Genomic DNA, 26,014 nt, shown 5'->3' with positions numbered 1-26,014 from the left:
ATGTTGTCTGCCTACACGTAGGCAGACGATATGTAGGGAGCCTTCCGTTGACCACCACCGAGTCACCGCCTGCCGCGCCGCGCGGGGAGCGCCACACCCGGATGACCCGGCTCGCGGGCTGGTCACAACGCCACCACTGGGCCGCCATCGCGCTGTGGGTGGTCGCGCTCGCCGCGATCATCGGCGGGTCCGCCGCGGCGGGCAGCGACTACCGCAACGACTTCTCGCTGCCCGGCACCGAGTCCGGGCAACTGCTGGACGCGTACGCGAAACACAACCCGCAGCAGCGGGGCGACAGCATCACCGTGGTCGTGCAGTCCGCCGACGGTGTCGAGGCCCAGTCGGCCCGCATCGACGCGCTGCTCGCCGACCTGCGCGGGCTCGCGCACGTGGCCGCCGTTCAACCACCTGACCCTCGTACGGGGGGAGTCTCGCCCGACGGCACGGTCGGGCTAGCCACCGTGGTGCTCGACGACGCCGCGGGCTACATCCCGGCCGAGGACAAGCGCGCGATTCTCGACACCGCGCTCGCCCACGACCATGACGGTTTACGCGTGGAGTTGTCGGGCGACGCCATCCGCGAGGTCCAGGAGTCGGGCGGCGGCGCGAGCGAGGGCGCTGGAATGCTCGCCGCGCTGATCATCCTGCTGTTCCTGTTCGGCTCGCTGCTGGCCGCCTCGCTGCCCCTGATCACCGCGGTCTTCGCCGTGGGAACCACGTTCGGCCTGGTCGCGCTGGCGTCGCACGTGATGACGATCCCCGACTACACGGCGCCGATGCTGATCCTCGTCGGGCTGGGCGTCGGCATCGACTACGCGCTGCTGGTTTTCGCGCGCTATCGCTCGGAGTTGCTGGGCGGCGTCACCCGCGAGGTGGCCGGGCGGATCGCCCTGGACACCGCCGGCCGTTCGGTGCTGTTCGCCGGGGCCACCGTGGTGATCGCGCTGCTCGGTCTGTACACGCTCGGGCTGGGCTCGCTCGAGGGCGTCGCGCTCAGCGTCACGCTGACCGTGCTCATGACGATGCTGGCCTCGCTCACCCTGCTGCCGTCGCTGCTCACCATCTTCGGCCGGCGGCTGGAACGCAGCATCCGCAAGCACGCCGCCCGCAACGAGCGCCGCGGACGGGTTCCCGGGCGTCGCTGGCGTTCCTGGGCCGGCCTCGTGCAGCGTCGGCCCGTGCCCGCGCTGCTGATCGCGGTGGCCGTCCTCGCCGTCCTGTGCGCGCCGGCGCTCGGCATGCGGCTCGGGCTCGCCGACGAGGGCAACGACGCGCCGTCCAGCACCACCCGGCAGGCGTACGACCTGATCGCGTCGTCGTTCGGGCCCGGCGCCAACGGCCCGCTGGTCGTCGTGACACTCGGCGGTGACGAGCAGAAGGCGCAGACCGCGTACGGGGTCCTGCGCGGTTACGCCGGTGTCGCCGGCGCCACTGCCCCGCAGCCCTCGCCCGACGGGCAGCTCCTGACCAGCCTGGCGTTCCCGGCCACGGCGCCGCAGGACTCCGAGACGGCCGACCTGGTCGAGAAGCTGCGCGACGACCTGCCCGACGGGGTGCTGGTCGGCGGCCCGACCGCGGCCACTGTCGACTTCGCTTCTGCCGTGGACAAGCGGTTCCCGCTGTTCATCGGGGCCGTGGTCGGTTTGTCGGCGCTGCTGCTCCTGCTGGTGTTCCGCTCGGTGGCGATCGCGATCAAGGCGGCGATCCTCAACCTGCTCTCGATCGGCGCCTCGCTCGGCGTGATGGTGCTGGTCTTCCAGAACGGCTGGCTGTGGGCCGAACCGGGTCCGATCGAGGCCTTCGTACCGGTGATCATCTTTGCCGTGGTGTTCGGCCTGTCGATGGACTACGAGGTCTTCCTGGTCTCCCGCATGCACGAGGAGTGGACCCGTACGCGGGACGCCGGCCACGCCGTACGGGAGGGTCTGGCCACCACCGGCAGCGTCATCACGGCGGCGGCCGCCATCATGATCGTGGTGTTCGGCGCGTTCGTGCTGAGCCCCGACCGCATGCTGCAGATGATGGGCCTCGGCATGGCCACCGCCGTCCTGCTCGACGCCCTGGTCATCCGCTGCCTGATCGTCCCGGCGGTGATGCGCCTGCTCGGCGAGAAGGCCTGGTGGGGGCCACGCCGGCTGCAGCGGACGCCCGCCGGCCCGGCGCCCGGCTGGGGGCCCTGATCAGGAGAGCTCCCGGTAACGCAGGGCCATCAGGATGTCGGCCCGCACCAGGGCGGCCGGGGAGTCGACGCCCAACGCGTCGGTGATCTGGCGCAGGCGATAGGTCACCGTGTTCTCGTGCAGGCGTAAGGCGGCCGCGGTGGCCCGGGTCGACAGGCCGCTGTGCAGGTAGACGCGCAAGGTTTCGACCAGCGGTGGCTTGCCCAGCAGGGGGCCGAGGGCGCTGCGCACCACCTGCCGGGCGTCGAGCGGGTTCTCCAGCAGCAGCACGTCGGCGGCGACGGCCGCGAACTCGACCACCCCCGTCGTGCCGGCGCGGCGACCGGCCTCGGCCGCGGCCATCGCCTCACGGCAGGAGCCGGCCACCTCGCCGAAGCGGGGACGGGGCAGGCCCGCGCCGATGAGCAGGCCGGGGCTGCGGGCGACCCGGGTCAGGGCCGCGATCAGGCCGGGCACCTCGGGCGTGACGATCACCGCCACGTCGTCGCGGGTGCCGACCACTGTGCGGCTGTGCAGCATCGGGCGCAGCGCGTCGAGGACCAGGCGCTGGGCCCGCGGCAGCAACTGGGACCCCCGTACGGCCAAGGCTCTGTGCTCGCCCTGCACGGCCACACCGATCAGTTTGGCCCGCTCCTCGATGACCTGCGGGTCGAGCAGCTCGCCGCCGGTCAGCCGGGACACCAGGTCGGTCGCCATCTGCTCGAGGTGCGCGGCCACCTCCGTACGGGCCCGGCGGTAGGCCTCGGTCGACGTCGAGGTCATCAGGTCGACGGCGGCGGCGAGATCGCGGGTGACCTGGCGGTGCTCGTCGGGGGTCAGCGGCGCGTCCACGGTCGCCAGCCACGAGAAGACCTCACGCTCGGCCCTGTGCCACGACGTCACCACGGCCTCGATCGGCACGCCCTGGATGGCGCGGCGTTCGCCCAGGGCGGCCGCGGTGATCAGCTCGGGACCGGCCGGCCGGCGGTGCTCGGCCACGCAGCACAGCAGCGTACGGATGTTGGGCGTGATCGCGCCGGCCAGGTCGGCCAGGTCCATGCGGTCCTCGTCATAGCCCGGTAACTGCCGCCAAACATCGGAGACCAGCACTTGCGCCAAATCGGTCACACGGCTGAGAAGAAGGTGTGCTCGTTGTGGGATGTCCACAAGAACTACCCGCCGTTCTTCCAGTCTGCCTGGATAGCCTCCACGAAGCCGGTTCAAGACTATGTGAGGAATCGCCAAACGAGGAGGGCAGGATGACGACCGACGAACGAACGGCCGGCGCCGCCGAGGAAGATCTTGCCCGCGACGATGGACGACCACGCGCTGGAGCCGGTCCCGGCCGCCCGGCGCCGCCCGCTGCTGCAGCTGATCGTGGTGCAGGTCGGCTGGAACATCAGCGTCAGCAGCTTCCTGGTCGGCGGCGTCATCGGCGCCGGCACCACCTTCGGCGAGGGCATGCTGGCCATCGGGCTGGGCAACGTCGTGCTGGCCGTGGTCGCGTCGCTGATCGGCATCATCGGCTTCCGCACCGGCCTGACCAGCTATCTCGCGTCGCGGGCGGTGTTCGGCCGGGCCGGCTCGGTGCTCGTCTCGATCGTGCTCGGCATCGTGGCCATGGGCTTCATCGGCGTCCTGATGGACACCTGGGGCGGCGCGGTCAACAAGCTGATCCCGGCGATCCCGGCGTCGGTGTTCGTGCTGGTCTTCGCCGTCGCCATCCTGACCACCGCGATCTTCGGCTTCAAGGGCCTGCACACGTTCTCGATGGTCGCGGTGCCGGTGCAGGTGGCGATCGGCCTGTTCGCGCTGTTCCGGATCGGCACGCTGGACGGCGGTTTCGCGGAGGTGTTCGACGCGAGCCCGGTCGCCGCGATCGGCTTCTCGGCCGCGGTCAGCTCGGTCATCGCCACCTGGGTCACCGGCGCGGCGCTGGTCTCCGACGTCCAGCGGTACGCGCTCAAGGCCCGCGACGTGGTCATCTCGTGCGTGCTGAGCTTCGTCGTCGGCGTCGGCATCTTCGAGGTCATCGCCACCGTGTCGGCCATGAAGGTCGGCAACAGCAACTTCGTGGTCGTCATGCAGGGCCTGGGCCTGCTCGCCCCGGCCGCGGTCCTGCTGTTCCTGGCGCTGTGGAACACGGCCGACAACAACATCTACTCGGCCTCGCTGGCCTTCACGTCGGCCTCCAACCTGCTCAAGCTCAAGCTGAAGAAGCCGGTCTGGACGGTCGTGGCAGTGGTGATCGCGGTGGCCATCGCGTTCCTGGGCGTGGCCGACCAGTTCGGCAAGTTCCTCACCGTCATCGGCGTGGTCGTGCCGCCGTTCGCGGGCCTGCTGATCGCCCACTTCTGGGTCGTGCAGCGCAACGCGGCCGAGGCGTTGCGCAACCTGCCCGCCGTACGGTGGGAGTCCCTGATCTGCTGGATCGCGGCCGCGCTGCTCGCCTACTACGGCGACTTCCTGCTGGTCAACGCGATCGAGGGCCTGGTCGCCGGGTTCGTGCTCTACGCCGCGGCCGGGCTCGGGCTCAGGAAGGCAAAGGCCGGCGCATGAGATACGGACTCGGAGTGCCCACCGGAACCGAGGGGCTGATGTACGCCGTCCCGTACGCGGGCATCGACCAGGCCGTCGCGCTCGCGGTGAAGGCCGAGGAGTTCGGGTTCGAGTCGGTGTGGGGCAACGACCACGTCACCACCCAGCGGTACGTGCGGGACAGCTTCGACACGCCGCCCCGCTACTACGACCCGTTCGCGTACTTCAGCTACGTGGCCGCGGTGACCGAGCGGGTCCGGCTGGCCACCGCGATCATGGTGCTGCCGTTCCGCAATCCCGTGGTGGCGGCCAAGCAGGTGGCGACGCTCGACCACTTGTCGCACGGCCGGGCGGTGCTGGGGGTCGGTATCGGGGCCTACCGGGAGGAGTTCCAGGCGATGTCGCCGGGCGTGCCGCTGCACCGCGGCGAGCACGCCGAGGAGGCGATCGCCGGTCTGCGGGCGCTGTTCACCGAGCGGCGGGCCACGTACGAGGGGAAGTGGGTGAGGTTCGACGACGTGGAGAGCTACCCGAAACCCGTACAGGATCGACTGCCGATCCTGTCGGGCGGCAATTCCCCCGGCAGCCGGTCCCGGGCGGCGCGCCTGGGCGACGGGTGGCTGCCCGCGTGCCTCTCCCCCGCCGAGGCGGCCGACGGCCTGCGCAAGATCAAGGCAGAGGCGGAACAGCACGGCCGTACGCTCGACGACCGCTTCGAGGTGGCGTTGCAGGTGTGCGTCAGCGTGGCGCCGACCCGCGAGCAGGCGTGGCGGCGGTTCGAGTCGTCGCAGCTCTTCCACCACCTGGTGTCGCTCTCCAAGACGACGCTGAAGGACCAGGGCGTCGACGACCTCCTCACCCGCAACCTGATCGGCACCCCGCAGGACATCGCCGAGCAGATCTCCCGGTACGAGGCGGCCGGGGTCAACACGATGGCCGCGTTGCTGTTCGCGGCGGACTCGGTGGACGAGACGATCGACATGATGGCCCAGTTCGGGCAGGAGGTGATCGCGCGATGACGGGTGATCTCACGCGGGAGCGGCTGGCCCGGCTGCGCAAGGGACTGGCCGGCGCGCCGTTCGACGCGATCGTGCTGACCGAGCCCGAGAGCGTCCTGTACGCCACCGGCTACCGCAGCATGCCCGGTCAGGTGTTCCGCTCGCACCGCATGGCCGCTGTCGTCACCGGCGACGACCTGTGGCTCGTCTGCACCGCCGCCGACGCCCCCGCGGCCGCCGCGGCCGGGATCCCGGCCGACCGGCTCGTGCCGTTCGGGCGGTTCTATGTCGAGGGGCCGGACGAGGAACTGACCCGGATGGCTGACCGGCACACCGACCTGGAGAGCGCGCTGCGGGCCGCGCTGGGTCAACTGCCGCCGGGCATGCGGGTGGTGCGCGAGCCGGAGACCGACGTCGCCGCCGAGGCCCGCATGATCAAGCTGCCGGCTGAGGTCGCGTTGCTGCGGCGGGCTGCCCGGCTGTGTGAGGACGCGGTGGGCAAGGCCCTGGGGGCGGCGCGGCCCGGCATCACCGAGCGCGAGCTCGCGGCGGTCGTCGCGGCCACGATGGCCGAGGGCGGGGCCGACCCGCGGTTCGTCGTCGCGAGCGTCGGCGAACGCAGCGCCCTGGCCGACGTCGTGCCCGGCGACCGGGCGTGGCAGCCGGGTGAGATCGCACGGTTCGACGTCGGGTGCGTGATCGACGGTTACTGGTCCGACATCGGGCGTACGGCCGTGCTGGGCGAGCCGGACGAGCGGCAGCGCCGGGTCTACGCCGCCGTGCACGCGGGCGAGCAGGCGCAGCTTGACGCGGCCCGGCCCGGGATCACGGCCGAGGAGATGTTCCGGCTCGGCCTGGAGGCCACCGCGGCGCGGGTGCCCCGGTATCGGCGGCAGCACTGCGGGCACGGCATCGGGCTGTCGATCTACGAGCCGCCGATCCTCGCGCCGGGCGGGACGACGCCGCTGCGGGCCGGGATGACGTTCTGCTTCGAGACGCCCTACTACGAGCTGGGCTGGGGCGGCATGATGATCGAGGACACCGTGGTGATCACCGAGGACGGGTACGAGATGCTGTGCTCCGGCGAGCGGGAGCTGCTGGTGGTGCCGGCGTGAGCGCGTACACGGGGAATCTGGTCTGTGTCCGCTGCGGCGCGGTCCATCCCGAACCGGCGCTGGAGTTGATCGGGGCGGGGTGCCCGGCCTGCGTCGGCGCGAACGTCTTGCCGCAATACGACATCAACGTCCTGCCGGGTGTGCGGCCGGGTTGGTCTCGCGGGCGGGCGACGCTGCCGCTGGTGGACGGGCAGCCGGGCCTGTTCCGCTACCGGGCGCTGCTGCCGATCTCGGACGACGTCACGCCGGTCAGCCTCGGTGAGGGCGGCACGCCGGTGGTCGAGCTCCCCCGGCTGGCCGACAGCATCGGGCTACGGGGTGTCTGGGTCAAGGACGAGAGCCGCAACCCGACCTGGTCCTACAAGGACAGGCTGGCCGCGGTGGCGACGACCAAGGCGGTCGAGCTGGGCGCGGAAACGGTCGTGGTGGCGAGCACGGGCAACCACGGGGCGGCCGTGGCCGCGTACGCCGCGCGGGCCGGGTTGCGCTGCGTCGTGCTGACGCTGGCGTCGGTGCCGGCCACGATGAAGACCCTCATGCAGGCGTACGGGGCCGAGGTTGTTGCTCTGCCCACGCCGGCCGATCGCTGGCACCTGATGGGTGAGCTGGTGCGGGCCCGCGGCTGGATGGCGATGTCGGGCTACGCGGACCCGCCCGCCGGCTCCCACCCGTACGGGGTCGACGGGTACAAGACCATCGCGTACGAGCTGGTCGAGCAGCTGCCGGCGCCGCCCGACGCCGTGGTGGTGCCGGTCGCGTACGGCGACGGGCTGGCCGGCATCGCGCGTGGGTTCGCCGACCTGGCCGCCCTCGGGATCATCGCGCGGGTGCCCCGGTTGATCGCGGCCGAGCCGTTCGGGCCTCTCGCGCGGGCCCTGGCCACCGGCGCCGACACCGCGGGTCCTGTGCCGGTCGGCCCGTCGGTGGCGTTCTCGACCGCGTCGCCGTTCGGCACGCAGCAGAGCCTGGCCGCCCTGCGCGGCAGCAACGGCGCGGCCGTCGCGACCCCGGACAACGACGAGATCATGGACGCGCAGCTGGCCCTGGCCGGCGGGTCCGGGCTGTACCTGGAGGCGTCGAGCGTGACCGCGGTGGTCGCGCTGCGCAGGGCGGGGCTCGGGCCCGGCGAGACCGCGGTGGTCATCGGCACCTCGACCGGCCTCAAGGACGTCGGGGCGACAGCGGCCCGGCTCGGCGAGGTCCCGGTGATCGAACCGACGATCGTGGCGCTGGACAAGGTGCTGCGATGAGGCTGGCCTTCTCGATCTCGGGACAGCGCGACTCGGCCGGCGCGGTGCGTGCCGCGGTGGCCGCCGAGCGGGCCGGGTTCGACGACGTGTGGCTCACCGAGGACTACTTCGAGCGGGGAGCGTTCGCGCTGGCCGGGGCGGTCGCCGCCGGTACGGGCAAGGTCCGTGTGGGTTTGGGCGTGGTGAACCCGTGGACCCGGCACCCGGCGCTGACGGCCATGGAGTTCGCGACCCTCGACGAGCTGAGCGGCGGCCGGGCGGCGCTCGGGCTGGGCGCCAGCAATCCGCACTGGATGAGCGACCGGATGGGGATCCCGTTCGACCGTCCCCTGGCGCGCACCCTCGAGGCGACCGGCCTGATCCGGCAGCTGCTGACCGGCGCGCCGGTGACTTTCCGGGGCGAGTTCTTCACGGTGGACACCCGGCTGTCGTTCCCGCCGGCGCGGCCGGACCCGCCGATCGTGCTCGGCGTGAAGGGGCCGCGGGCGATCACCCGGGGCGGCGCGGTGGCCGACGGGTTGCTGCTGTCGATCCTGGCCGGGCCGGGGTATGTCCGCTGGGTGCGTTCGCGGGTGGGCGCCGGGCCGGAGCTGTCCGCGTACGTGGGGATCGCCCTCGACGACGACCCGGCGAAGGCGCGCGAGCGGCTGCGGCCGATGGTGGCCCGGTTCCTCGGCGTGCACGGCGACCACCTGATCACCCGTACGGCGGGGGTGCCGCCCGAGCTGGCAGCGGAGTTCCGCGCGGGCTGGTTGGCCGGCACACCCCGGGCCGACCTGGTCGGCGACGAGCTGCTCGACGAGGTGGCGGTGGCCGGTGACGCCGCGGGGGTCACGCGCGGGCTGTCCCGGCTCGCGCAGGCCGGTCTCGACGTCGCCGTGATCCGCGACGACCCGGCCGTCGATCCGGAGGAGACCCTGGCCGCCGCCCTGGCTACCCGAGCTCCTTGACCATGTTGCGGCCGGTCTCGAGGAAGCCGAGCTGCTCGTGGAGCGAGCGGGCGCCGGTGTTGTGGGCGAGAGGCGCAGGCCGATCAACGGCCGGGCGGGGCCTGACTTCCCGCCCGGCCGCCCGGGGAGGATCAGGCGTCCTCGGTGACGGTGGACTCGACGGCGGGGCGCTCGCCGGCCACGGTGATCGGGATGCGGCGCGGCTTGGCCGCCGCGGCCACCGGCAGTGTCAGCGTGAGCACGCCGTCCTGCCACGTGGCGGAGATGTCGGACACGTCGACGCCGTCGCCCAGGGTGAGCCGTCGCTCGAACGTGCCGGTCGGGCGCTCACGGCGGACCCATTGCAGGTCGTCGTCGGCGCGCGGGGACCTCTCGGCACGGATGGTCAGCACTCGGTTGTCCACGTCGACCTGCACCGAGCCGGGGTCGACGCCGGCCAGGTCGCAATGCAGCACGAAGTGGTCGCCGGACCGGTAGAGGTCGATCGGCATGGCCATCGTCGCGGGGCCGGCCGCGGAACCGAGCATCTGCTCGGCGAGCCGGTCGAAGTCACGGAAAGGATCGAAAGTCAGCACCACGAACACCTCCTCGGGACCCGCCCGCCGGCCTGTCCGGCGGACGCGTGGCGCTCGGCTAAAGATCAATTCTGCCGAGGTGTCGTCTGATCGTCCGAGGTGCATCACCGCGGTGACCAGCAGCGACTAAGACTTTTTTAGCACTCCTGCTCGCCGAGTGCCAACTCCTCGGCGGAAAAATTCCGGGCCCATTCCCGTACGAGGTCACGGAGCTCGGCGGGTTCACGCACGGTGAACGGCAACCCGAGGCCGCCGAGGACGCCGGGCACCCAGTCCAGCCGTTCGGCCCGGAACCGGACCACCACCCAGCCGTCCTCCGGATCGGGCTCGACGGTGGCCAGCCTCTGCGGGAGCCGGGCCCGGACAACCTGGGCCGAGCACCGGACCCGTACGACAACCTCGTGCCGCCAGGGCGTGCCGGCCAGTCCCGCGAGCACGGTGGCGGCGGGGTCGAAGCCGCGGGGCACGACGAACGGCTCCGCGGCCGGGCTGACCCGCGCGACCCGGTCGAGCCGGAACGTACGCACCTGCCCCGACCGCCCGTCGTGGCCGGTGACGTACCAGCGGCCGCGGTGCGCGACGATCCCGTACGGGCAAAGGGTCCTCTCGCCGGCCCGGTCGAGCCGGTTGGTGTAGCGGATCACGACGGCTCGCCGCTCGCGGGCCGCCTCGGCCAGGCTGAGCAGCACCGACGCCTCAGGATTCACGGGTGCGGGGCCGGGGGTGGCGAACTCGGCCGTCTCGAACAGCGCCTCCATGCGGGCCTTGAGCGCCTTCGGCAGGACCCGGCGCACCTTGGCGGCGGCGCTGTCGGCGGCTCCCCCGGCCTCCCCGGCTTCTTCCGCTGTCCGGGCGCCGGCGTTCACCAGGCCCAGCAGCACGGCCAGGGCCTCCTCGTCGGTCAGCATCAGCGGCGGCATCCGGAACCCGGGGGCCAGGCGGAAGCCGCCGTACCGGCCACGGACCGTCTCGACCGGCACCTCGAGGTCGAGCAGGTGCTCGACGTACCGGCGTACGGTCCGTTCGTCCACGCCGAGACGGGTGGCGAGCTCGGCGGCGGTGCGGGTGCCGCCGTTCTGCAGGATCTCCAGCAGCTGCAGCACGCGGGCGGTCGGGCGGGACATGTCTTCGATCATCCCGGAAAATCCGGGCGGAAGGTGCCCGGTATTGCTTCTAGCGTGGCCGCATGAACCTCACCTCGATCCGGCTCCTCACCACGGACGTCGACCGCCTGACCGCCTTCTACGAGTTGATCACCGGCGTCACCGCCCAGCGCCCGGCCCCGGTGTTCGCCCAGATCGCCACGCCCGGCGCGACGCTGGCCATCGGCGCCACCGCCACGATGCCGTTCCTGGACACGGCCGCCCTCCCCGCCGGACCGGCGATCGTCGAGTTCCAGGTGGACGACGTGGACGCCGAGTTCGCCCGGCTGCGCGAGGACCTCACGGACGTCGTACTGGAACCGGCCACCATGCCGTGGGGCAACCGCTCGCTGGTGGTGCGCGACCCGGACGGCAACCTGGTCAACCTCTTCACGCCACCGGTCGCGGGCTGACAGCGCCACGGCGACATCCGGCCGCCGTCCGCTCAGCGCTCGGCGGCCTGCTGGTGCAGCACCCGCATCTCGTCGTCGAACGGCAGGACCGGGCCGGTCACGGACAGGCCGGGCACGACCGTCGTGACGGGCAGAACGGCCACCGGCGACGAGGGCAACCCCCATCCCGTACGCCAGGCCGACAGCTGGGCGGCCGACGCGGCGTAGACGATCGGCCCCAGGCCGGCCCACCCGTGCGCGGCCGCACACATCGGGCAGTGCTCCCCCGACGTGTAGACCGTGCACCCGGCCCGCTGATCGGCCGGAACGTTGGCGACGGCCCACCGGGCGAGCCGCAGCTCCGGGTGCGCGGTCGGGTCGGCGTCGGTGTTCTCGCGGTTACGGTCCTCCGCGAGCACCGTCCCGTCCGGCCCGGCGAGCACCGAGCCGAACGGGTGGTCGCCCGCCGCCAGGGCCTCGGCCGCCAGCTCCACACATCGCCGCAAGTGTTCCGTCGTCATGGCACCATCATTCACCAGCCCCGGATCCGGCTCGCGAAAATACTCGGCCCCGCGACCCAACCGAACGTGCGCCGATCCGCGTCGGATACACAGTGACGGTGACAGGGGGCGGGACGGCGGATGCCGAGAAGAACCGACAGCGAATATCTGGCCTTCGTGCGCGGCCGGGTCGGCGGAATGCGACGAGCGGCCCATCTGCTCTGCGGTGACTCGCACGCGGCCGACGACATCGTGCAGGAGACGCTGACCAAGCTCTACACGCGCTGGCCGCGGATCAGCCATGTGGAGAACCTCGACGCGTACGTCAACACGATGCTGGTCCGGGTCTTCCTCGACGACCGCCGCCGCGGGTGGTGGAAGGTCGCGCTGCTCGACTGGCTGCCCGAGCGGACCCCGGCCGCGCCACCACCAGCCGAGGACCGATCGGTGGTGCGGCAGGCCCTGATGGATCTGCCACCGCGGCAACGCGCCGTCGTGGTGCTGCGCTATCTGTGCGACCAGCCCGTCAAGGAGGTGGCTCTGATCCTGGGCTGCTCCGAGGGCACCGTGAAAAGCCAGTCGGCGCACGCGCTGGACCGGCTCCGTCAGATCTTCGACGAGAAGATGCCCGAGATCACCGCCGCGCAGGACAGGCCATGACCGAGGAGAAGAGAACTATGACCGAGGACGATCGCGCGGTGCGGATCCTGCGGACGATGGCGGACGAGCCGCTCGCGCCGTCGACCGTCGACGTGGCGCGGACGATGCACGAGGGCCGCCGGCGCCGGCGGGCGCGCCACTGGTCGGGCGGGGTGGCCGTGGTGGCGGTGACAGCGGTCGCGGCCGGCGGGGGCACGATGGCCGTGGCGGCGATGCAGGACGCGCCGCAGCCACCGGTGGTGACACCCACGACGGTCGCGGCGGCGCCCACCCCCGTGCCGAAGAACTGCCGGGTCACCCTGCTGCCGTCCCGCGGGATCAGCAAGGCTCTGGTCACCGCGGGTGACCCGACCGGGCGATACCTGGCCGGGCGCGTCTATCCCCCGGGCGGGGTGGAAACGGTGCTGTGGAAGGACGGCAAGTTGCTGCCGGCGCCGCCGATGCCGGGCGCGGACGCGTCGTGGGACGACATCAACTCCTCCGGGCTGGCCGTGGGCTACAGCAACGACGCCAAGGGCCGGCAGTCGGCGTACAGCTCCCGGGCGGGTGGCACCAGGCTGGCCGGTGGCAGGGCCGTCGCGGTCGCGATCAACGACGCCGGGGTCATCGCCGGCACCCTGGCGGAGCCGCACTTCGGCGGGAAACCGGCCCGGTGGGCGTCGGACAAGGCGAGCCCGGAGGAGCTTCCGCTCCCGGCCGGGTACATCGGCGGCGACGCGACCGAGATCGACGAGGACGGCACGATCGCCGGGCGGATCTATCGCAAGGCCGGTGAGGGCCACGGCTACCTCTGGCTGCCCGACGGCACCGGCCGGCTGCTGAGCCCGCCCACCGTCGACGGCAAGAAGGCCGCCTTCTTCTGGCCCGAGTCGATCATCGAGGGCGTGGTCTACGGGCGCACGGTGGGCGACCTGAAGGACGGCACGGTCCGCCCCTCCGCCCCTTTCCGGTACACGATCGCCACCGGCGCGTTCGAGCGGCTGCCCGGCGGTGACCTCGGCACGCCGGTGCTCGGCGCCGCCAACGGCTGGGCGCTCGGCACGAAAGGCATCAACGACGCGGTCATCGCCGTCGGCGACAAGGTGGTCCCGCTGCCGCGCTACCAGGGCATGCGCGAGTACGTGGTGAGCGCGTTCAGCGCCGACGGCAAGGTGGCCGGCGGCTACACGACCGACATGAGCGACGAGGATGTCGCCAACCGCCCGCTGGTGTGGAACTGCGAGGCCTGACGGACCGTCGAAGCCCTCATGAGACTGGTCGCGGGGGCGTTGAGCGGGGTTCTGCTGCTGGGGGCGTGCGCCACGGGGAGCAGCGAGCAGGAGGCAAGACGGGAGGGCTGGCGGCAGGTGTCCGCCGGCCCTCTCGGCCCGAGGGAGCAGGCGCTCGGGTTGTGGACCGGGCGCGAAGTGCTGCTGATCGGCGGCGCCGGCGGTCCCCCGTGCCCGCCCAACGCGAGCTGTGCGACCGACCCGACGCCGCTCACCGACGCGGCCGCGCTCGATCCCGGCACGAACGGCTGGCGCACGATCGCCGCTCCCCCGGTCCCGACGCTCGGGGCGCAGGGCGTGGTGCTCGGTTCCACCGCCTTCGTCCTCCCGTACGGGTCCCGGCGCGAACTGCTCGTCTACCGCGTCGACCGGGACGCGTGGAGCCGGCTGCCCACCCCGTTCGACCCGGCTCGCGGCTTCCAGCTCGTCGCCGCCGGGAACGGCCTGGTCGCGTACGGGGGAACCGACGAGGCCGGGCCGGGCGACGACTTCCTGCTCGACCCCGGCACCGGCACGTGGACGACCCTGCCCGCGGATCCGCTGGGACCGGCCTTCGATCGGTCGATGGCGTGGACCGGAAGCGAACTGGCGCTCTTCGAACACGAACTGGTTCCCAACCCCGGCGCGGACGGTCCGTCCCTGACCCGGGCCGCGCTGCTGGACCTGGACAGCCGGTCGTGGCGGCGGCTGCCCGATCTGCCGATGCTCCGCACTGGCCCGTGGCTGGCCACCGGGGACGAACTCGTCAACCCCACCCTGGGCGGCGCGGACGGCGGGCAGGTCGGCAACTGGGGCCGCAGCTATCCGAACGGCGGCATCGTCGACCCGGCCACCGGGGCCTGGTCACCGTTGCCCGACCCGCCGGGCGGTCACTCGCTGGAGGCCGAAGCGCTGGGCGGCGGGGCTCGCACCGGCACAGCCGCGCTCTATCCCGGGCCCGCCGACGCCGTGCTCGACACCGTGACGAACACATGGGAGCGCCCCGGCGACCCGTCACCCCGAAACGTCACCGGCCGGACAGTCGTGGCGGCCGGCGCGGCGATGGTGATCTTCGGCGGCGCCCGATGGGACAAGGACGACGGCGGCACGCTGCTCGACGACACCTGGATCTGGACCCCGGGGCGTTGACGGTCAGGCCAGGCGGCCCCACGATTCGGTGCTTGAGCGTAGTGTCATACAGTCATACAATCCAGCGGTGACCGACCTGATACCGGCAGCGCTGCCGGACGGCTTCGGCGCCCTGCTCGACGGGGCGATCGACGTCCATGTGCACGGCCAGCCCGACCTCTCCCCCACCCTGGCCAACCGGGGCGCCGACGTCGAGGTGGCGCGCCTGGCCCAGGCGTACGGGATGGGGGGCTGGGTTCTCAAGTCGCATCTGTGGGCCACCACCGACCGCGCGCGGGCTGTGCGGGAGGCGCTGGACGGAACAGGGTTCATGGTGCACGGCAGCATCACGCTCAACCCGCCGGCCGGTGGGCTCGAACCGGCGGTGGTCGAGCTGGCGGCCGCCCACGGCGCGCGCGTGGTGTTCCTGCCGACCTGGGGCACGGTCGCCGACACCGCGCGCGGGGGCTACATCTCGACGCTGCTGGGACGGCTTGCGCCCTCGTTCGACACGTACGCGGCCCGCACCGCCGTCGCGCTGTGCGAACCCGGCGGCGCGCTCTGCGGCCGTACGAGGGAAGTGATCGATGCCTGCAAGGACCGGGGCGTGGCCCTGGCCACGGGGCACGCATCGATCGAGGAGAGCCGGGCGGTGGCCGCCTACTGCGCCGAGATCGGGCAGCGGCTGCTGATCACCCATCCGCTGCACTACACGTCGGACCCGGCCGTGCTGCGCGACCTGGCCGGCGCGGGCGCCTGGCTCGAGTTCTGCAACGCGCCGCTGGTGCACCCCGACGCGCACCTGACCGTCCGCGACGTGCACGCGGCGCTCACCGCGGTCGGGCCCGAACGGTCGATCCTGACGACCGACGTGTTCTCGCGCTGGGTGCCGCCCGAGCCGGAATGCCTGCGCATGTTCGTCGAGCAGCTGGCCTACCTGGGCTCGGCCCCCGCCGAGATCCGCACGATGGTGTGCGACAACCCCCGCCTGTTCCTGGGAGATCCGCTTGTTGCCGGGAACCGCTCGTCCCTGGGAGAGCCGCTTGAGAATCGATGACGTCGACCCCGCCGCCATGACCGCCGAGCAGCGGGAGCTGTACGACATCTACACCAGCGGTCCCCGGATCGCCCCGGCCAGCCCGTTCTCGCTCGTCGGCGACGACGGCCGGCTCCTGGGCCCGCCCGCGATCTGGATCATCAACCCGGTGTTCGGCCGGGCCATGCAGCAGATCGGCAGCGCCGTCCGGTTCGGCTCGCAACTTCCGCTGCGGGCCCGCGAGATCGCCATCCTGCTCGTCGGCCACCACCACAAAAGCCCCTTCGAGCTGTACGCCCACGAACGCGCCGGCGCCGCGGCCGGGCTCACCGCCGACGACCTGGCCGGGCTGGCCGACCGCAAGGAACCGGCCGAGCTGTCCGAGGTCGAGGCGTGCGTTTTCCGTACGACGGTGAGCGTGCTCGACCACGGCACGCTCGACGACGACGAGTTCCGTGCGGCGGCCGGACTGCTGGGCGAGGCGGGGCTGCTCGAACTGGTGACGCTGGTCGGCTACTACACGACGGTCGCGTGGCAGCTCGCCGTCTTCGACGTACGGCCGCCGGCGTGAACTGGTCGGTCACGGTCCTCGAATACGGCTACGTCGACAGGTTCCCGGCCAGCAACCTGTTCGCCGCGCAGCCCAACGAGGGGTACCGGCGCATGCCGTACTGCTTCGGACTGCTGCGCTCGGCCGACCGCTGCATCCTGGTCGACACGGGCTTCCACGACCCTGCCGTGCATCAGCGGCTCACCGGAAAATACGGGCGCACGCAGTGGGCGAGGCCGGTCGACGTGCTGGCCCGGGTGGGCGTACGGCCCGAGCAGGTCGACACGATCCTGCTGACCCACAACCACTTCGACCACGCCGGTTGCGTCGGCGACTTCCCCGGCGCGCACGTGTGGATCCAGCGGCGCGAAATCGATTCGTACGTGGCCGCGGCCGCCCGCCCGGCGCGTTTCGAGTTCCTGACCCGCTCGTGCCAGGCCGACCTGCCCGCCCTGCTCGACGCGGGCCGCGCCACCCTGGTCGACGGCCGAGCAACGGTCGCCCCGGGCGTCTCGCTGCGCCCGGCCCACGACACCCACACCGCGGGCTCGCAGGTGGTCGCCGTCGGTCCCTGGGTTTTCGCCGGCGACAACGTCTACAGCTACGAGAACCTGGAGGGCCTGCACGGCGACGGCATCCTGGCCCCCATCGCCATGACGACAGGCAGCGCCTCGCGGTGGCTCGACTTCGCCGACGAGCTGCTCACCTCGGTCGACGGCGACACCAGCCGGGTGCTCCCGTTCCACGAGGCCGCCCTGTGGGACCGCTTCCCCACCACCGTGGGCCCGGACGGCCTGCACATCGCCGAGATCTCCACCCTGGACAGCTCGCCCCGGTAAGTGAGCACTCGCAACCCTTGAGACGGCCACGCGCTCATCGGAAGTATCGATGAAGCGCTACCCTGTCCGTGTTTTTGGCGGGGCAAGCACGGGGGATGCTGTGGCAACGGCCGAGGAACAACCGCGTAAGGCGCCGGAACAACACGACCAGCCGTTGCATCGTGGGGATGAACCGGAAACGGCCCGGCCGACGGCAACGGAGGAGGCATCCGGTGGCGGCGCCCTGCCTTCTCCGGAACAGGGTTTTCTGCAGCGGCTGGATCAGCGGCCCGGCCTGACCGCCCTGGTCGCGCTGTCCACCTTTGCCGCGCTGGCGATCGGGGTGCTGGCCGCCGTGCCCGACTGGCGCGACATGCTGGCCGGTGACGAACCGGCGGCCGCCCCGCCGGCCACCAGCGCCGCGGCCCCGACCTCGTCGGCGGCGCCTCGGCCGACCGGCCCGCGTGTGATCGACCTGGTCGTGCGCGACTCCGAACTCAACGGTGACCCGAACGACGTGAACACCGGACTAACGCGGCCCGCGGTGGAGTTCACGCTGCTCAACCGGGCCGCGCAGCGGTCGGTGACCACGCGGGTGCTCGTGACGGTCGAGGAGTCGATTGTTGTCGAGCAGTGCGGTTCCCAGGGCGGGGCGCTCACGGTATCTGGAGCGTACGACGTCGAGCTGCCGCTGCGGCCGGCTCCCGGCACCGTGCTCAAGGTGCCGGTGAGTCAACAGCAGGCGGCCGACGAGGCCGACCGGTTCGCGCTGCGCTTCACCACCGCACCGCGGCAGGAACCCACCACGATTCATCTGTATCGGCTCACGTTCGAGCTACTGGCCGACGGCAACGCGACCGGGCTGCCCGCGGGCACGGCCGTCGTCAGCGTTCCGGACGCTCCGAGCGGCGCCGACGCATATTTCATGGACGAGGATCGCGAGAAGCGCCTGAACAATCCCGATCCGGATTCCTATCAGTACTCCGATGAGGAAATCGCGTGTCTCAAGGGGAACAGCACCGTCTTGAAGGAGTTCCTCAACAAGGACGCGGAGCTCTCCCCCGACATGGCTCAGGCGAAGGCGGAGATCAAGGCATGAGCGCCGTCGCTGTCAGCGGGTGCGCAGGCCCAGGCGGTCGATGAGGCGGGTCGCCAGCGCGTACGCCAGGTGACCGGCCGGCCATTGGGTCACGTTGTGGCCGGACGGGTCGTGGTAGTAGTTGTGGCAGCCCGAGTTCATCGCCGACGCGCTGGTGGCCAGGCGTTTGTCGACCCACGCGACGAACCGGCGGGTGGCCTCGGGCGAGGTGTCCACCGTCCGGCGTGAGCGCTCCATCCGGCGTACGGCCCGGACGACCACCTCGGCCTGCCGTTCGAGCTGGGCGATGACCGAGACCCCGCCGTTGGTGTTGGGGCCGTAGAGCATGAAGAAGTTCGGGAAGCCGGGCACCGTGATGCCGAGGAAGGCGCTGGCCCGTTCCCGCCACACGTCGTGGATGCTGCGCCCGTCACGGCCCTTGACGTCGAGGCTTGCCAGGAACTTCGTGGGCTGGAATCCGGTGCTGAGGATGAGCACGTCGACGTCGCGGGAGACACCGGTCGCGTCGGTCACCCCGTACGGGGAAACGTTTGTCACCGCGTGCGGCACGAGCTCGACGTTGTCGCGGTTGAGGGTGGGGTAGAACGTGGACGACAGCACCGGGCGTTTGCAGCCCCACGGGTAGCCGGGGGTGACGGCGGCGCGGGTGGCCGGGTCGGCGATGCTGCCCGCGATGAAGCGCTCACACACCTCGCGCATGCGGCGTTGCCGGCGGGACCGTACGTCGTAGCCGCGGAACCGCTGGTTTCCCTTGTGGAAGATCCAGGCGCGGTGCAGGCGCTGGGCGAGCGGGACGGTCCGGAAGATCCGCCGTTCGCGGTCGGTGTACTCACGTTCGTTCTTGGGTTCGATCCACCCGGGTTCGCGCTGGAAGACGTGGACGCTTGCGGCGACAGGCGCGATGGCGGGCACGATCTGCACGGCGGTCGACCCGGTGCCCACCACTGCCACGTTCTTGCCGGTGAGGTCGTGTTCCTCCCAGCGTGAGGTGTGGAAGCACGGGCCGGCGAACGTCTCGAGGCCCGGCCACTCGGGGTACCGCGGGACACTGAGCAGCCCGAGCGCCGAGATCACGACGTCGAACTCCTCGGTGTCGCCGGTGGAGGTCGACAGCGTGTACGTCGAGCTCGACTCCTCCCACACCAGGTCGGTGACGCGCGTGTTGAGGCGCAGGAAGGGGCGCAGCCCGAAGCGGTCGACGACGTGTTCCGCGTACTCGAGAAGTTCGGGCTGGGTCGCGTGGCTGCGTTTCCAGTCGTACTTGAGGAACGAGAACGAGTACGCGTGCGAGTGCACGTCGACCTCGCAGCCCGGGTAGCGGTTGTCGAACCAGGTGCCGCCGACGCCGGCCGACTGCTCGTAGATGACGATCTCGGCGGAGGTGCGGCGGCGCAGCTTGACCGCGGCCGCGATGCCGCCCATCCCGGCGCCGACGACGGCCACCCGCAGGCGCTTCACCGGGGTTCCGGGGCGGGGTAGTCGGCGGCGTTGAAGACCCAGCCCTCCATGGCGGAGAAGTCGAAGCGCGGCGGGCAGAACACGTCGATCAGGTGGTTGGTGCCGGCGCTGATCGCCTCGCTGGTGTGCAGCGACGGCGGCGGGATGACGGTCACCGCGGGGGCGGCCACGCGCTGGTGCTCGTCGTCGCGCCAGTTGGCCTTGTTGGTCGTCCACGGCCAGCGGATGTGGTGCACGTACTCCCCGGCCAGCACGATCGAGCACTGCTCGAAGTCGTCGTGCTTGTGCGGCGACATCTTCGACGGGTCGCGCGGGCCCTGCTTCGGGTCGATGAAGTTGACCATGAACGTGGTGCAGCGGTAGAGCCGGAACGGCGGGTTCTTCAGGGGCTCGACGGTCAGGTCGTACGTGCGGACGCGATAGCCGCCGACGGGTTCGGGCCACGGCTCGTACGGGGCGATGTTCTCGTGCCGTTCGTCGTAGGAGGCGGCGTTGGCGGCCAGCGCGGCGATGTCGGGCGACCGGGTGGTCAGCAGCCGGATCACCCGTCCCTGGCCGGTGACGGTCACGCTGCTGTCGCCGGGCGGGACCACGATCATGGTCTTGCCCGACACGGAGACCTCGCCGACGGTGGCGCTGAGCGTGTCGTCGGCCAGGAGCACCACGTACTCGTCGGGCTGTTCCGTGCGGCTGAACGTGGTGGCGCCGTCGAGCTCGGAGTAGCCGACCACGAAGTTCTGCCCCCGGGCGTACCAGGTCGAGACGGTGTCGTCCTTCTCGGCGGGGGCCAGGTCGCGGAACTGCACGTGTTCGGCGCCGGAGAACCGGTCGGGGGCAGGCGCCGCGGCGGCGGCCGACGGCAGGGTGGAGCGCAGGTCGGTGGAATCGAACGCCATGGGGGTCTCCTTACGAGCCGTGGAAGCCGGCTACGGCGGACGTCGCGGCCGACCTCAGCAGGCTGGTGTCGTTGCTGACCATCACGTACGAGTAGCCGCGGTCGGCCGCCTCGCGCGCCTGCTCCGGGGTCTGCACGGCGGTGCCGGCCGGAATGCCGCGGGACCGCGCGACCGAGAGCAGGAAGTCGACGAGCTTCTGGATGGACGGGTCGGAGGCGGGGAGCCCGGAGGACAGGCCGAGGTCGCCCATGCCGAGGAAGACGCCGTTGAGGCCGGGCACGTCGAGGATCTCCTCGGCCCGTTCGACGGCGGCGCGTTCCTCGAGCTGGACGGCGCGCAGCACCTCCTCGTCGCCGAAGCGCAGGTATTCCGAACGGGGCAGACCGCCCCAGCGCCCGGCCCGCGAGGTGGTGCCGAGGCCACGGTCGCCGCCGGGCGAGAACAGCATCTGCCGTACGGACGAGGTCGCCTCGGCCACGGTGGTGACCCGCGGCACGAGGATGCCGTCGACCCCGCTGTCGAGCAACCGCTGCAGGTGGCTGCCGCTGCGGTCGGGGACGCGGACGAGGACGGAGAGGCCGGCGCCCTGCGCCGCCACGGTCGCCTGATAGGCGAACTCGAGGGTGAGCGGGGCGTGTTCCTGGTCGATGACGATGTAGTCGAAGCCGGCGTCGGCCAGGATCTCGATCGGCTCCAGGGCCGGGATCTTGAGCCAGGTGCCGATGAGGCACCGGTTTGCCGAGGTCAGACGACGAGCGAAACCCATTCGCGGCATGCCGAGGATTGTATCATCGTCATACGATCTGGCAACCCGCTAGAATGTCCGACAAACACACAGGGGAGAAGCCGTGAGTCAGACGAACGGGTTGCGCGTCGAGCGGGCCCCGGCCCTGATCCGCTCGCAGGTGACGGACAACCTCCGGCAGGCGATCATCGACCGCCGGCTCGCCCCGGGTCAACGGCTGATCGAACGAGAGCTGGTCGAGCAGACCGGCGTCTCGCGCACCAGCATCCGCGAGGCGCTGCGCGAGCTCACGGCCGAGGGCCTGGTCACCGCGATCCCCAACAAGGGCACGGTGGTCACCAGCGTCAGCGCCGACGAGGCGCGCCAGCTCTATCAGGTCCGCTCCGCGCTCGAGGCCCTGGCCGGCCGCCTGTTCGTCGAGAACGCGGGCACGGTTCACCGCAAGGCGCTGGCCCGCGCGCTCGACAAGATCGAGCGGCTCAAGGACAAGGGGCAGCCGATCCTGGCGGCCAAGGACGCGTTCTACGACGTGCTGTTCTCCGGCGGCGGCAACGACGCGCTCCGGCAGGTCGCGGCCGGGCTGCACGCCCGGGTCAGCGTGCTGCGCTCGCTGTCGATGACCGTGCCCGGCCGGCTCGACCACAGCGTCGAGGAGTTGCGCGCGATCGTCCGGGCCGTCGACGACAACGACGCCGAGGCGGCCGCCGAGGCGTGTGCCCGGCACGTCGAACAGGCCGGGCTGGCCGGGTTGCGAGCCCTGGCCGAGCAGGACTGACGCTCGCCGTAAGGCCGTCCAGGCCCCTTCGGAGCAACACCGACCTTCTCAAGATTGTATGACCGTCGTACGCTGTCTCTGCCCTCGAAGGCACGAGACAGGAGCGATTCATGGAGGAAAGCAGGCTCGAGCGCGGCAACCGGGTGCGGCGTGAGGTGCTCGGCGACGCACACGTCGACCGGTCGATGGCGCGGGCGACCGAGTTCACCCGCCCCGTGCAGGAGTACGTCACCGCCGGCTGCTGGGGTGACGTGTGGTCGCGCCCCGGCCTCGACCGGCGCACCCGCAGCCTGCTCAACCTGGCCATGCTCACGGCGCTCAACCGGCCGCACGAGTTCTCGGTGCACGTGCGCGGCGCGCTGACCAACGGCTGCACCGAGAGCGAGATCCAGGAGGTGTTGCTGCAGACGGCCGCGTACTGCGGCGCGCCGGCCGCACTGGAGGCGTTCCGGCTGGCCGAGAAGGCCATCACCGAGTGGCAGCAGGAGCACGCCCCGGCCGGGACAGTCGCCGGATGACCCGCCGTGCCGGCGCCCGGGTCGTCGCCGACATGCTCGACGGCTACGGCGTGACCCACGTCTTCCTGGTGCCCGCGATCCTGCGGCGCACGATGGCCGAGCTGGAACGGCGCCACCCGCACATCGAGCGGGTGGTCACCCACGGCGAGAAGGCGGCCGCCTACATGGCCGACGGCTACGCGCGGGTCTCGGGCCGCCCCGGCGTCGCGGCGGCCCAGGTGGTCGGCGCGCTCAACCTGGCCGCCGGGCTGCGCGAGCCGTTCCTGGCCGGTTCGCCGGTGATCGCGCTGACAGGGGGCCGCTCCCCCGCGACCAAGTTCCGCGCGGTGTACCAGGAGGTCGACGACCTTCCGGCGTTCGACCCGGTGACCAAGCTGAACGCGACCGTCGACGACGCCGGCCGCTTCCCCGACATGCTGCGGCAGGCCTTCCGGGTCGCCACGACCGGCCATCCGGGCCCGGTGCACCTGCAGATCCAGGGCAACGAGGGGCAACTCGACACCGAGGAGACCGACGCCGAGCCGCGGGTGGAGGCCACGTTCGCGCGGGTGCCGGCCGTTCGGCCCGCGCCCGGCGACGACAGCGTGCGCGAGATCTTGCGGCTGCTGGGCGAGGCGGAACGGCCGGTGATCGTGGCCGGCGGCGGGGTGCGCGCCTCGGGCGCCGGGGCCGAGCTGGTCGCGCTGGCCGAGACGCTGGGCATCCCGGTCGCCACGTCGGCCAACGGCAAGGACACCATCCCCGGCACACATCCCCTCGCGCTCGGCGTGGTCGGCACGTACTCGCGCGAGTGCGCCAACCAGGCCGTCGCCCGATCCGACCTGGTGCTGTTCGTCGGCACCCGCACGGGCAGCATGACCACGCACTTCTGGGCCGTGCCGCCCGAGGGCACCGCGGCCGTCCAGATCGACCTGGAGCCCGCGCACCTGGGGCTCAACTACCCGCTCCGGGCCTTCCTGGCCGCCGACGCCAAGGCCGCCCTGTCCCGGCTGGCGGCGCTGGCCCGCCCGCTGCACAAGGACGGCTGGCTGGCCGAGACCGAGCGGCTCAAGGCGGAGTGGCGGGACCGCTATCGCGAGGTGCTGACCAGCGACGCCGTGCCGATCCGGCCCGAGCGCATCGCGGGCGAGCTCACGGCCGGGCTGCCCGCCGACGCGGTGCTGGTCGCCGACACCGGGCACGCCGGGATGTGGATGGCCCAGTTCCACGACGTCACCTCGCCGGGGCAGGGCTATCTGCGCAGCGCGGGCCATCTGGGCTGGGCGTTCTCGGCCGGGGTGGGCGCGAAGTGTGCGGCGCCGGAGCGGCCGGTGGTGGTGTTCACCGGGGACGCCGGGCTCTACTACCACCTGGGCGAGATCGAGACCGCCGTACGCCGGCGGGTCAACCTGATCACCGTGGTGAACAACAACCACGGGGGCAATCAGAGCAAGCGGGGCTTCGACCGGGCGTACGGCGGGGCCCCGACCGGCAAGTCGCGCGAGCTGTGGACGTACGAGGACGTGGATTTCGCCCGGATCGCCGAGGGGATGGGCGCGCTGGGCCTGCGCGTGGACAAGCCGGGCGACCTCAAGCCGGCGCTGGAAAGGGCGCTGTCGGCGGGGCGCCCGGCCGTGATCGACGTGCACACCGACATCGAGGTCGTCGCGCCGCTGCCCTACCGGCCGTAGAGCGAGCGGTCGTAGGCGGCGAAGTCCCACGCGCCGGCCCCGCCCGAGGGCCGGACCGTGCTGACGATGCTGGCCCCGCCGTCGACCGAGACGACCTCGCCGGTCATGTAGGCGGCGTCGTCGCTGAGCAGGAACGCCACCACGCCCGCGACGTCGTCGCCGGTGCCCGCCCGGCGCAGCGGCGTGCTGCTCGCGCGGCGGGACATGTCGTCCTTGCCGCCGGCCGCGGCCGGGGTGGCGGCGAACAGGTCGGTGGGCACGATGCCGGGGGCCACCGCGTTGACCCGTACGCCCAGCGGGCCCCCGTACATGGCCGCGCCCTTGAGGATGCCCAGCACGGCGTGCTTGGACGTCTGGTACGCGAGCAGGTCGGCACTGCCGCGCAGGCTGCCGATCGAGCCGGTGATCACGATGTTGCCGGCGGTGCCCTGCTCGGCGTACCGGCGGAAGGCGGCCCGCACGCCGAGGAAGACGCCGCGGACGTTGACCGCCATGACCCTGTCGAACTCGGCCGCGCTCAGCTCGGGCAGCGTGGCGAACGAGCCCGGGATGCCGGCGTTGAGGTGGTGCAGGTCGACCCGGCCGAACCGCTCGACGGCGGCGCTCAGGTAGCCGGCCACGCCTTCCTCGGACGACACGTCGGCGGCCACACCCAGCCCGCCGACCGACTCGGCGACCTTGCGCACCCGCTCCTCGTCGAGGTCGACCGCGACGACCCGCGCACCCTCCTCGGCCAGCCGGCGGGCGGTCGCCGCGCCTATCCCGCCCGCCGCGCCGGTCACCACGACGACCTTGTCCGCGAGTCCGCGCATGTCCACACCCTTCGATCCCGGTCAACACTGGCCACGGATTGTATGTCAATCGTACAATGTTGTCACCGCCGAGATTTAACTTCGGGGTAGTCGACAGGAAATCATCCGCGGACCTTGACATGTCGCGGGATGGATCACCTAGATTCCTCGGTACCGGATTTCCGGATGGCCACCCCGCAATGCGGGACAAGGCAAGGAGGACGCATGACGAGCACCTCTCGCAGCCCGCGCGCCGCGGCCGACGGGCTCGAGATCGCCAGCGGCGACCTCCAGGTGGTGGCGCGGGTCGCCCAACTGCTACGGCTGCTCGCGGCCCACGACACCATCGACCTGGTGTCCGCGGCCGAGGAACTGGGCGTCGGCAAGTCAACCGCCCACCGATACCTGGCGTCGATGGAGAACCACGGTCTCCTGCAGCGCCGCGACCGCAACCAGTACGAGTTCGGCGTGCTCCTGGCCGAGCTGGGCACGATGGCGCTGTCCCGGCTCGGCGTGCTCGACCTGGCCGGCCCGGTCATGGACGAGATCAGCGACCGGGTACGGCTGACCGTCGTGCTCAGCGTCTGGAACGGCGTCTGCCCCGTGGTGGCCCAGGTGCGCGAGGACAGCAGCCGGACGGCACACGTCTCGATAGCGGTAGGCAGCCGACTCGGCCCGGACGCGGCGCAGACCATGGTCTTCTGGGCCTTCCGCGACGAGTCCTACTACCGCTTCCGCGAAAGCGCCCCACCGGTCGACGCCACCGAGGCCGAGCTCGACGTGGTCCGCCGCACCGGAATAGCTTTCCGCCCCAGCCCGCAGAACGGCATCACCGCCGTCGCCACCGCCGTCCGGGACCCGGGCGGGCAGGTCGTGGCCACGCTGGCCGCCGTCGACATCGCCCAGTTCGTCCCCGAGGGAACCGACAGCGAGGTCGCCCGTGCCTTGCTGGCCGGCGCCGAAACGATCAGCCGTCGAATGGTCAGTCCGCTCGACTGACCCCG

26 protein-coding genes are annotated in these 26,014 nt (G+C 71.8%); 18 read left to right on the top strand and 8 right to left on the bottom strand.

Translation table 11 applies throughout. From position 1 onward, the window contains the following. Positions 1 to 47 precede the first annotated feature (47 nt). Positions 48 to 2,180 carry an MMPL family transporter gene (locus C8E87_RS35500; protein WP_239080440.1) on the top strand — a complete coding sequence of 711 codons (2,133 nt, stop codon included), beginning with the start codon at positions 48 to 50 and terminating at the stop codon, positions 2,178 to 2,180. Here the strand turns inward: C8E87_RS35500 and C8E87_RS35495 are convergent, their stop codons facing one another. Beyond that, positions 2,181 to 3,287 carry a PucR family transcriptional regulator gene (locus tag C8E87_RS35495; RefSeq protein WP_133877779.1) on the bottom strand — a complete coding sequence of 369 codons (1,107 nt, stop codon included), beginning with the start codon at positions 3,285 to 3,287 and terminating at the stop codon, positions 2,181 to 2,183. A gap of 174 nt (positions 3,288 to 3,461) precedes the next feature. On the opposite strand from C8E87_RS35495, the gene C8E87_RS35490 reads away from it, so the two are divergent. From C8E87_RS35490 to C8E87_RS35470, 5 genes are read left to right on the top strand one after another with little or no spacing between them, the layout of a single operon-like run. Next, complete coding sequence (locus C8E87_RS35490) at positions 3,462 to 4,718, top strand: cytosine permease (protein WP_133877778.1); 1,257 nt, start codon at positions 3,462 to 3,464, stop codon at positions 4,716 to 4,718. Beyond that, complete coding sequence (locus C8E87_RS35485) at positions 4,715 to 5,716, top strand: LLM class flavin-dependent oxidoreductase (protein WP_133877777.1); 1,002 nt, start codon at positions 4,715 to 4,717, stop codon at positions 5,714 to 5,716. Before C8E87_RS35490 ends, C8E87_RS35485 begins: the two co-directional genes overlap by 4 nt. Then, positions 5,713 to 6,810 carry a M24 family metallopeptidase gene (locus C8E87_RS35480; RefSeq protein ID WP_133877776.1) on the top strand — a complete coding sequence of 366 codons (1,098 nt, stop codon included), beginning with the start codon at positions 5,713 to 5,715 and terminating at the stop codon, positions 6,808 to 6,810. The genes C8E87_RS35485 and C8E87_RS35480 overlap by 4 nt, the downstream gene beginning before the upstream one ends. Continuing rightward, positions 6,807 to 8,060: a threonine synthase gene (locus tag C8E87_RS35475; RefSeq protein WP_203720817.1), complete on the top strand. Its 1,254-nt coding sequence runs from the start codon at positions 6,807 to 6,809 to the stop codon at positions 8,058 to 8,060. Before C8E87_RS35480 ends, C8E87_RS35475 begins: the two co-directional genes overlap by 4 nt. Then, on the top strand, positions 8,057 to 9,010 hold the full coding sequence (locus tag C8E87_RS35470) for an LLM class flavin-dependent oxidoreductase (protein WP_133877775.1): 954 nt from the start codon (positions 8,057 to 8,059) through the stop codon (positions 9,008 to 9,010). Before C8E87_RS35475 ends, C8E87_RS35470 begins: the two co-directional genes overlap by 4 nt. Positions 9,011 to 9,141: 131 nt before the next feature. On the opposite strand, the gene C8E87_RS35465 is transcribed toward C8E87_RS35470, so the two are convergent. Together C8E87_RS35465 and C8E87_RS35460 are read right to left on the bottom strand one after the other, a co-directional pair. Beyond that, the gene (locus C8E87_RS35465) at positions 9,142 to 9,588 is read right to left on the bottom strand and encodes an Hsp20/alpha crystallin family protein (RefSeq protein ID WP_133877774.1); all 447 of its coding nucleotides are present in this window, start codon (positions 9,586 to 9,588) and stop codon (positions 9,142 to 9,144) included. A 134-nt stretch (positions 9,589 to 9,722) separates the two neighbouring features. Further along, positions 9,723 to 10,709 (bottom strand): helix-turn-helix transcriptional regulator, encoded by a 987-nt coding sequence (locus C8E87_RS35460; protein WP_133877773.1) that lies wholly within the window; start codon positions 10,707 to 10,709, stop codon positions 9,723 to 9,725. A gap of 62 nt (positions 10,710 to 10,771) precedes the next feature. Between C8E87_RS35460 and C8E87_RS35455 the strand changes: the two genes are divergently transcribed. Further along, entirely contained in the window at positions 10,772 to 11,140 is a 369-nt protein-coding gene (locus C8E87_RS35455) for a VOC family protein (RefSeq protein ID WP_133877772.1), read from the top strand. A gap of 32 nt (positions 11,141 to 11,172) precedes the next feature. Here C8E87_RS35455 and C8E87_RS35450 read toward each other — a convergent pair whose 3' ends face one another. Then, positions 11,173 to 11,640, bottom strand: a complete 468-nt coding sequence (locus C8E87_RS35450) for a nucleoside deaminase (protein ID WP_133877771.1) — start codon at positions 11,638 to 11,640, stop codon at positions 11,173 to 11,175. Positions 11,641 to 11,760: 120 nt separating this feature from the next. Between C8E87_RS35450 and C8E87_RS35445 the strand changes: the two genes are divergently transcribed. The 7 genes from C8E87_RS35445 (at position 11,761) to C8E87_RS35415 (ending at position 18,157) form a co-directional block, all read left to right on the top strand. After that, entirely contained in the window at positions 11,761 to 12,279 is a 519-nt protein-coding gene (locus C8E87_RS35445; protein WP_133877770.1) for a SigE family RNA polymerase sigma factor, read from the top strand. Between the two features lie 17 nt (positions 12,280 to 12,296). Next, positions 12,297 to 13,508 carry a hypothetical protein gene (locus tag C8E87_RS35440; RefSeq protein ID WP_133877769.1) on the top strand — a complete coding sequence of 404 codons (1,212 nt, stop codon included), beginning with the start codon at positions 12,297 to 12,299 and terminating at the stop codon, positions 13,506 to 13,508. An 18-nt stretch (positions 13,509 to 13,526) separates the two neighbouring features. Then, positions 13,527 to 14,675: a Kelch repeat-containing protein gene (locus C8E87_RS35435; RefSeq protein ID WP_133877768.1), complete on the top strand. Its 1,149-nt coding sequence runs from the start codon at positions 13,527 to 13,529 to the stop codon at positions 14,673 to 14,675. A gap of 67 nt (positions 14,676 to 14,742) precedes the next feature. Next, the gene (locus C8E87_RS35430; RefSeq protein WP_133877767.1) at positions 14,743 to 15,711 is read left to right on the top strand and encodes a DUF6282 family protein; all 969 of its coding nucleotides are present in this window, start codon (positions 14,743 to 14,745) and stop codon (positions 15,709 to 15,711) included. Beyond that, positions 15,698 to 16,261 (top strand): carboxymuconolactone decarboxylase family protein, encoded by a 564-nt coding sequence (locus C8E87_RS35425; protein WP_133877766.1) that lies wholly within the window; start codon positions 15,698 to 15,700, stop codon positions 16,259 to 16,261. The genes C8E87_RS35430 and C8E87_RS35425 overlap by 14 nt, the downstream gene beginning before the upstream one ends. Continuing rightward, positions 16,258 to 17,079 (top strand): N-acyl homoserine lactonase family protein, encoded by an 822-nt coding sequence (locus C8E87_RS35420; RefSeq protein ID WP_133877765.1) that lies wholly within the window; start codon positions 16,258 to 16,260, stop codon positions 17,077 to 17,079. The genes C8E87_RS35425 and C8E87_RS35420 overlap by 4 nt, the downstream gene beginning before the upstream one ends. A gap of 100 nt (positions 17,080 to 17,179) precedes the next feature. Further along, on the top strand, positions 17,180 to 18,157 hold the full coding sequence (locus C8E87_RS35415; protein ID WP_133877764.1) for a hypothetical protein: 978 nt from the start codon (positions 17,180 to 17,182) through the stop codon (positions 18,155 to 18,157). A 12-nt stretch (positions 18,158 to 18,169) separates the two neighbouring features. On the opposite strand, the gene C8E87_RS35410 is transcribed toward C8E87_RS35415, so the two are convergent. The 3 genes from C8E87_RS35410 to C8E87_RS35400 are packed head-to-tail and all read right to left on the bottom strand — an operon-like array spanning position 18,170 to position 21,286. Further along, on the bottom strand, positions 18,170 to 19,615 hold the full coding sequence (locus tag C8E87_RS35410) for a flavin-containing monooxygenase (protein ID WP_133877763.1): 1,446 nt from the start codon (positions 19,613 to 19,615) through the stop codon (positions 18,170 to 18,172). After that, positions 19,612 to 20,511: a cupin domain-containing protein gene (locus tag C8E87_RS35405; protein ID WP_133877762.1), complete on the bottom strand. Its 900-nt coding sequence runs from the start codon at positions 20,509 to 20,511 to the stop codon at positions 19,612 to 19,614. The genes C8E87_RS35410 and C8E87_RS35405 overlap by 4 nt, the downstream gene beginning before the upstream one ends. A gap of 10 nt (positions 20,512 to 20,521) precedes the next feature. Then, a complete protein-coding gene (locus tag C8E87_RS35400) occupies positions 20,522 to 21,286 on the bottom strand; it encodes an HpcH/HpaI aldolase family protein (protein WP_239080441.1) in 765 nt (254 codons plus the stop codon). 73 nt (positions 21,287 to 21,359) lie between these two features. Here C8E87_RS35400 and C8E87_RS35395 point away from each other — a divergent pair, with 73 nt between their 5' ends. The 3 genes from C8E87_RS35395 to C8E87_RS35385 all read left to right on the top strand — a co-directional run bounded on the left by C8E87_RS35395 (position 21,360) and on the right by C8E87_RS35385 (position 24,219). Next, the gene (locus C8E87_RS35395) at positions 21,360 to 22,031 is read left to right on the top strand and encodes a GntR family transcriptional regulator (protein ID WP_133877761.1); all 672 of its coding nucleotides are present in this window, start codon (positions 21,360 to 21,362) and stop codon (positions 22,029 to 22,031) included. 110 nt (positions 22,032 to 22,141) lie between these two features. Beyond that, positions 22,142 to 22,549, top strand: a complete 408-nt coding sequence (locus C8E87_RS35390) for a carboxymuconolactone decarboxylase family protein (protein ID WP_133877760.1) — start codon at positions 22,142 to 22,144, stop codon at positions 22,547 to 22,549. Beyond that, positions 22,546 to 24,219: a thiamine pyrophosphate-binding protein gene (locus C8E87_RS35385; RefSeq protein ID WP_133877759.1), complete on the top strand. Its 1,674-nt coding sequence runs from the start codon at positions 22,546 to 22,548 to the stop codon at positions 24,217 to 24,219. Before C8E87_RS35390 ends, C8E87_RS35385 begins: the two co-directional genes overlap by 4 nt. Here C8E87_RS35385 and C8E87_RS35380 read toward each other — a convergent pair. Next, positions 24,207 to 25,031: an SDR family NAD(P)-dependent oxidoreductase gene (locus tag C8E87_RS35380; protein ID WP_133877758.1), complete on the bottom strand. Its 825-nt coding sequence runs from the start codon at positions 25,029 to 25,031 to the stop codon at positions 24,207 to 24,209. The two genes, C8E87_RS35385 and C8E87_RS35380, sit on opposite strands and share 13 nt — an antisense overlap. 204 nt (positions 25,032 to 25,235) lie before the next feature. Here C8E87_RS35380 and C8E87_RS35375 point away from each other — a divergent pair, with 204 nt between their 5' ends. After that, positions 25,236 to 26,009, top strand: a complete 774-nt coding sequence (locus C8E87_RS35375) for an IclR family transcriptional regulator (protein WP_166661385.1) — start codon at positions 25,236 to 25,238, stop codon at positions 26,007 to 26,009. The last annotated feature ends 5 nt before the right edge of the window (positions 26,010 to 26,014 follow it).

The organism is Paractinoplanes brasiliensis, from assembly GCF_004362215.1.
GTDB classification, from domain to species: domain Bacteria; phylum Actinomycetota; class Actinomycetes; order Mycobacteriales; family Micromonosporaceae; genus Actinoplanes; species Actinoplanes brasiliensis.
This window is presented reverse-complemented; position numbering and strand designations above follow the sequence as displayed.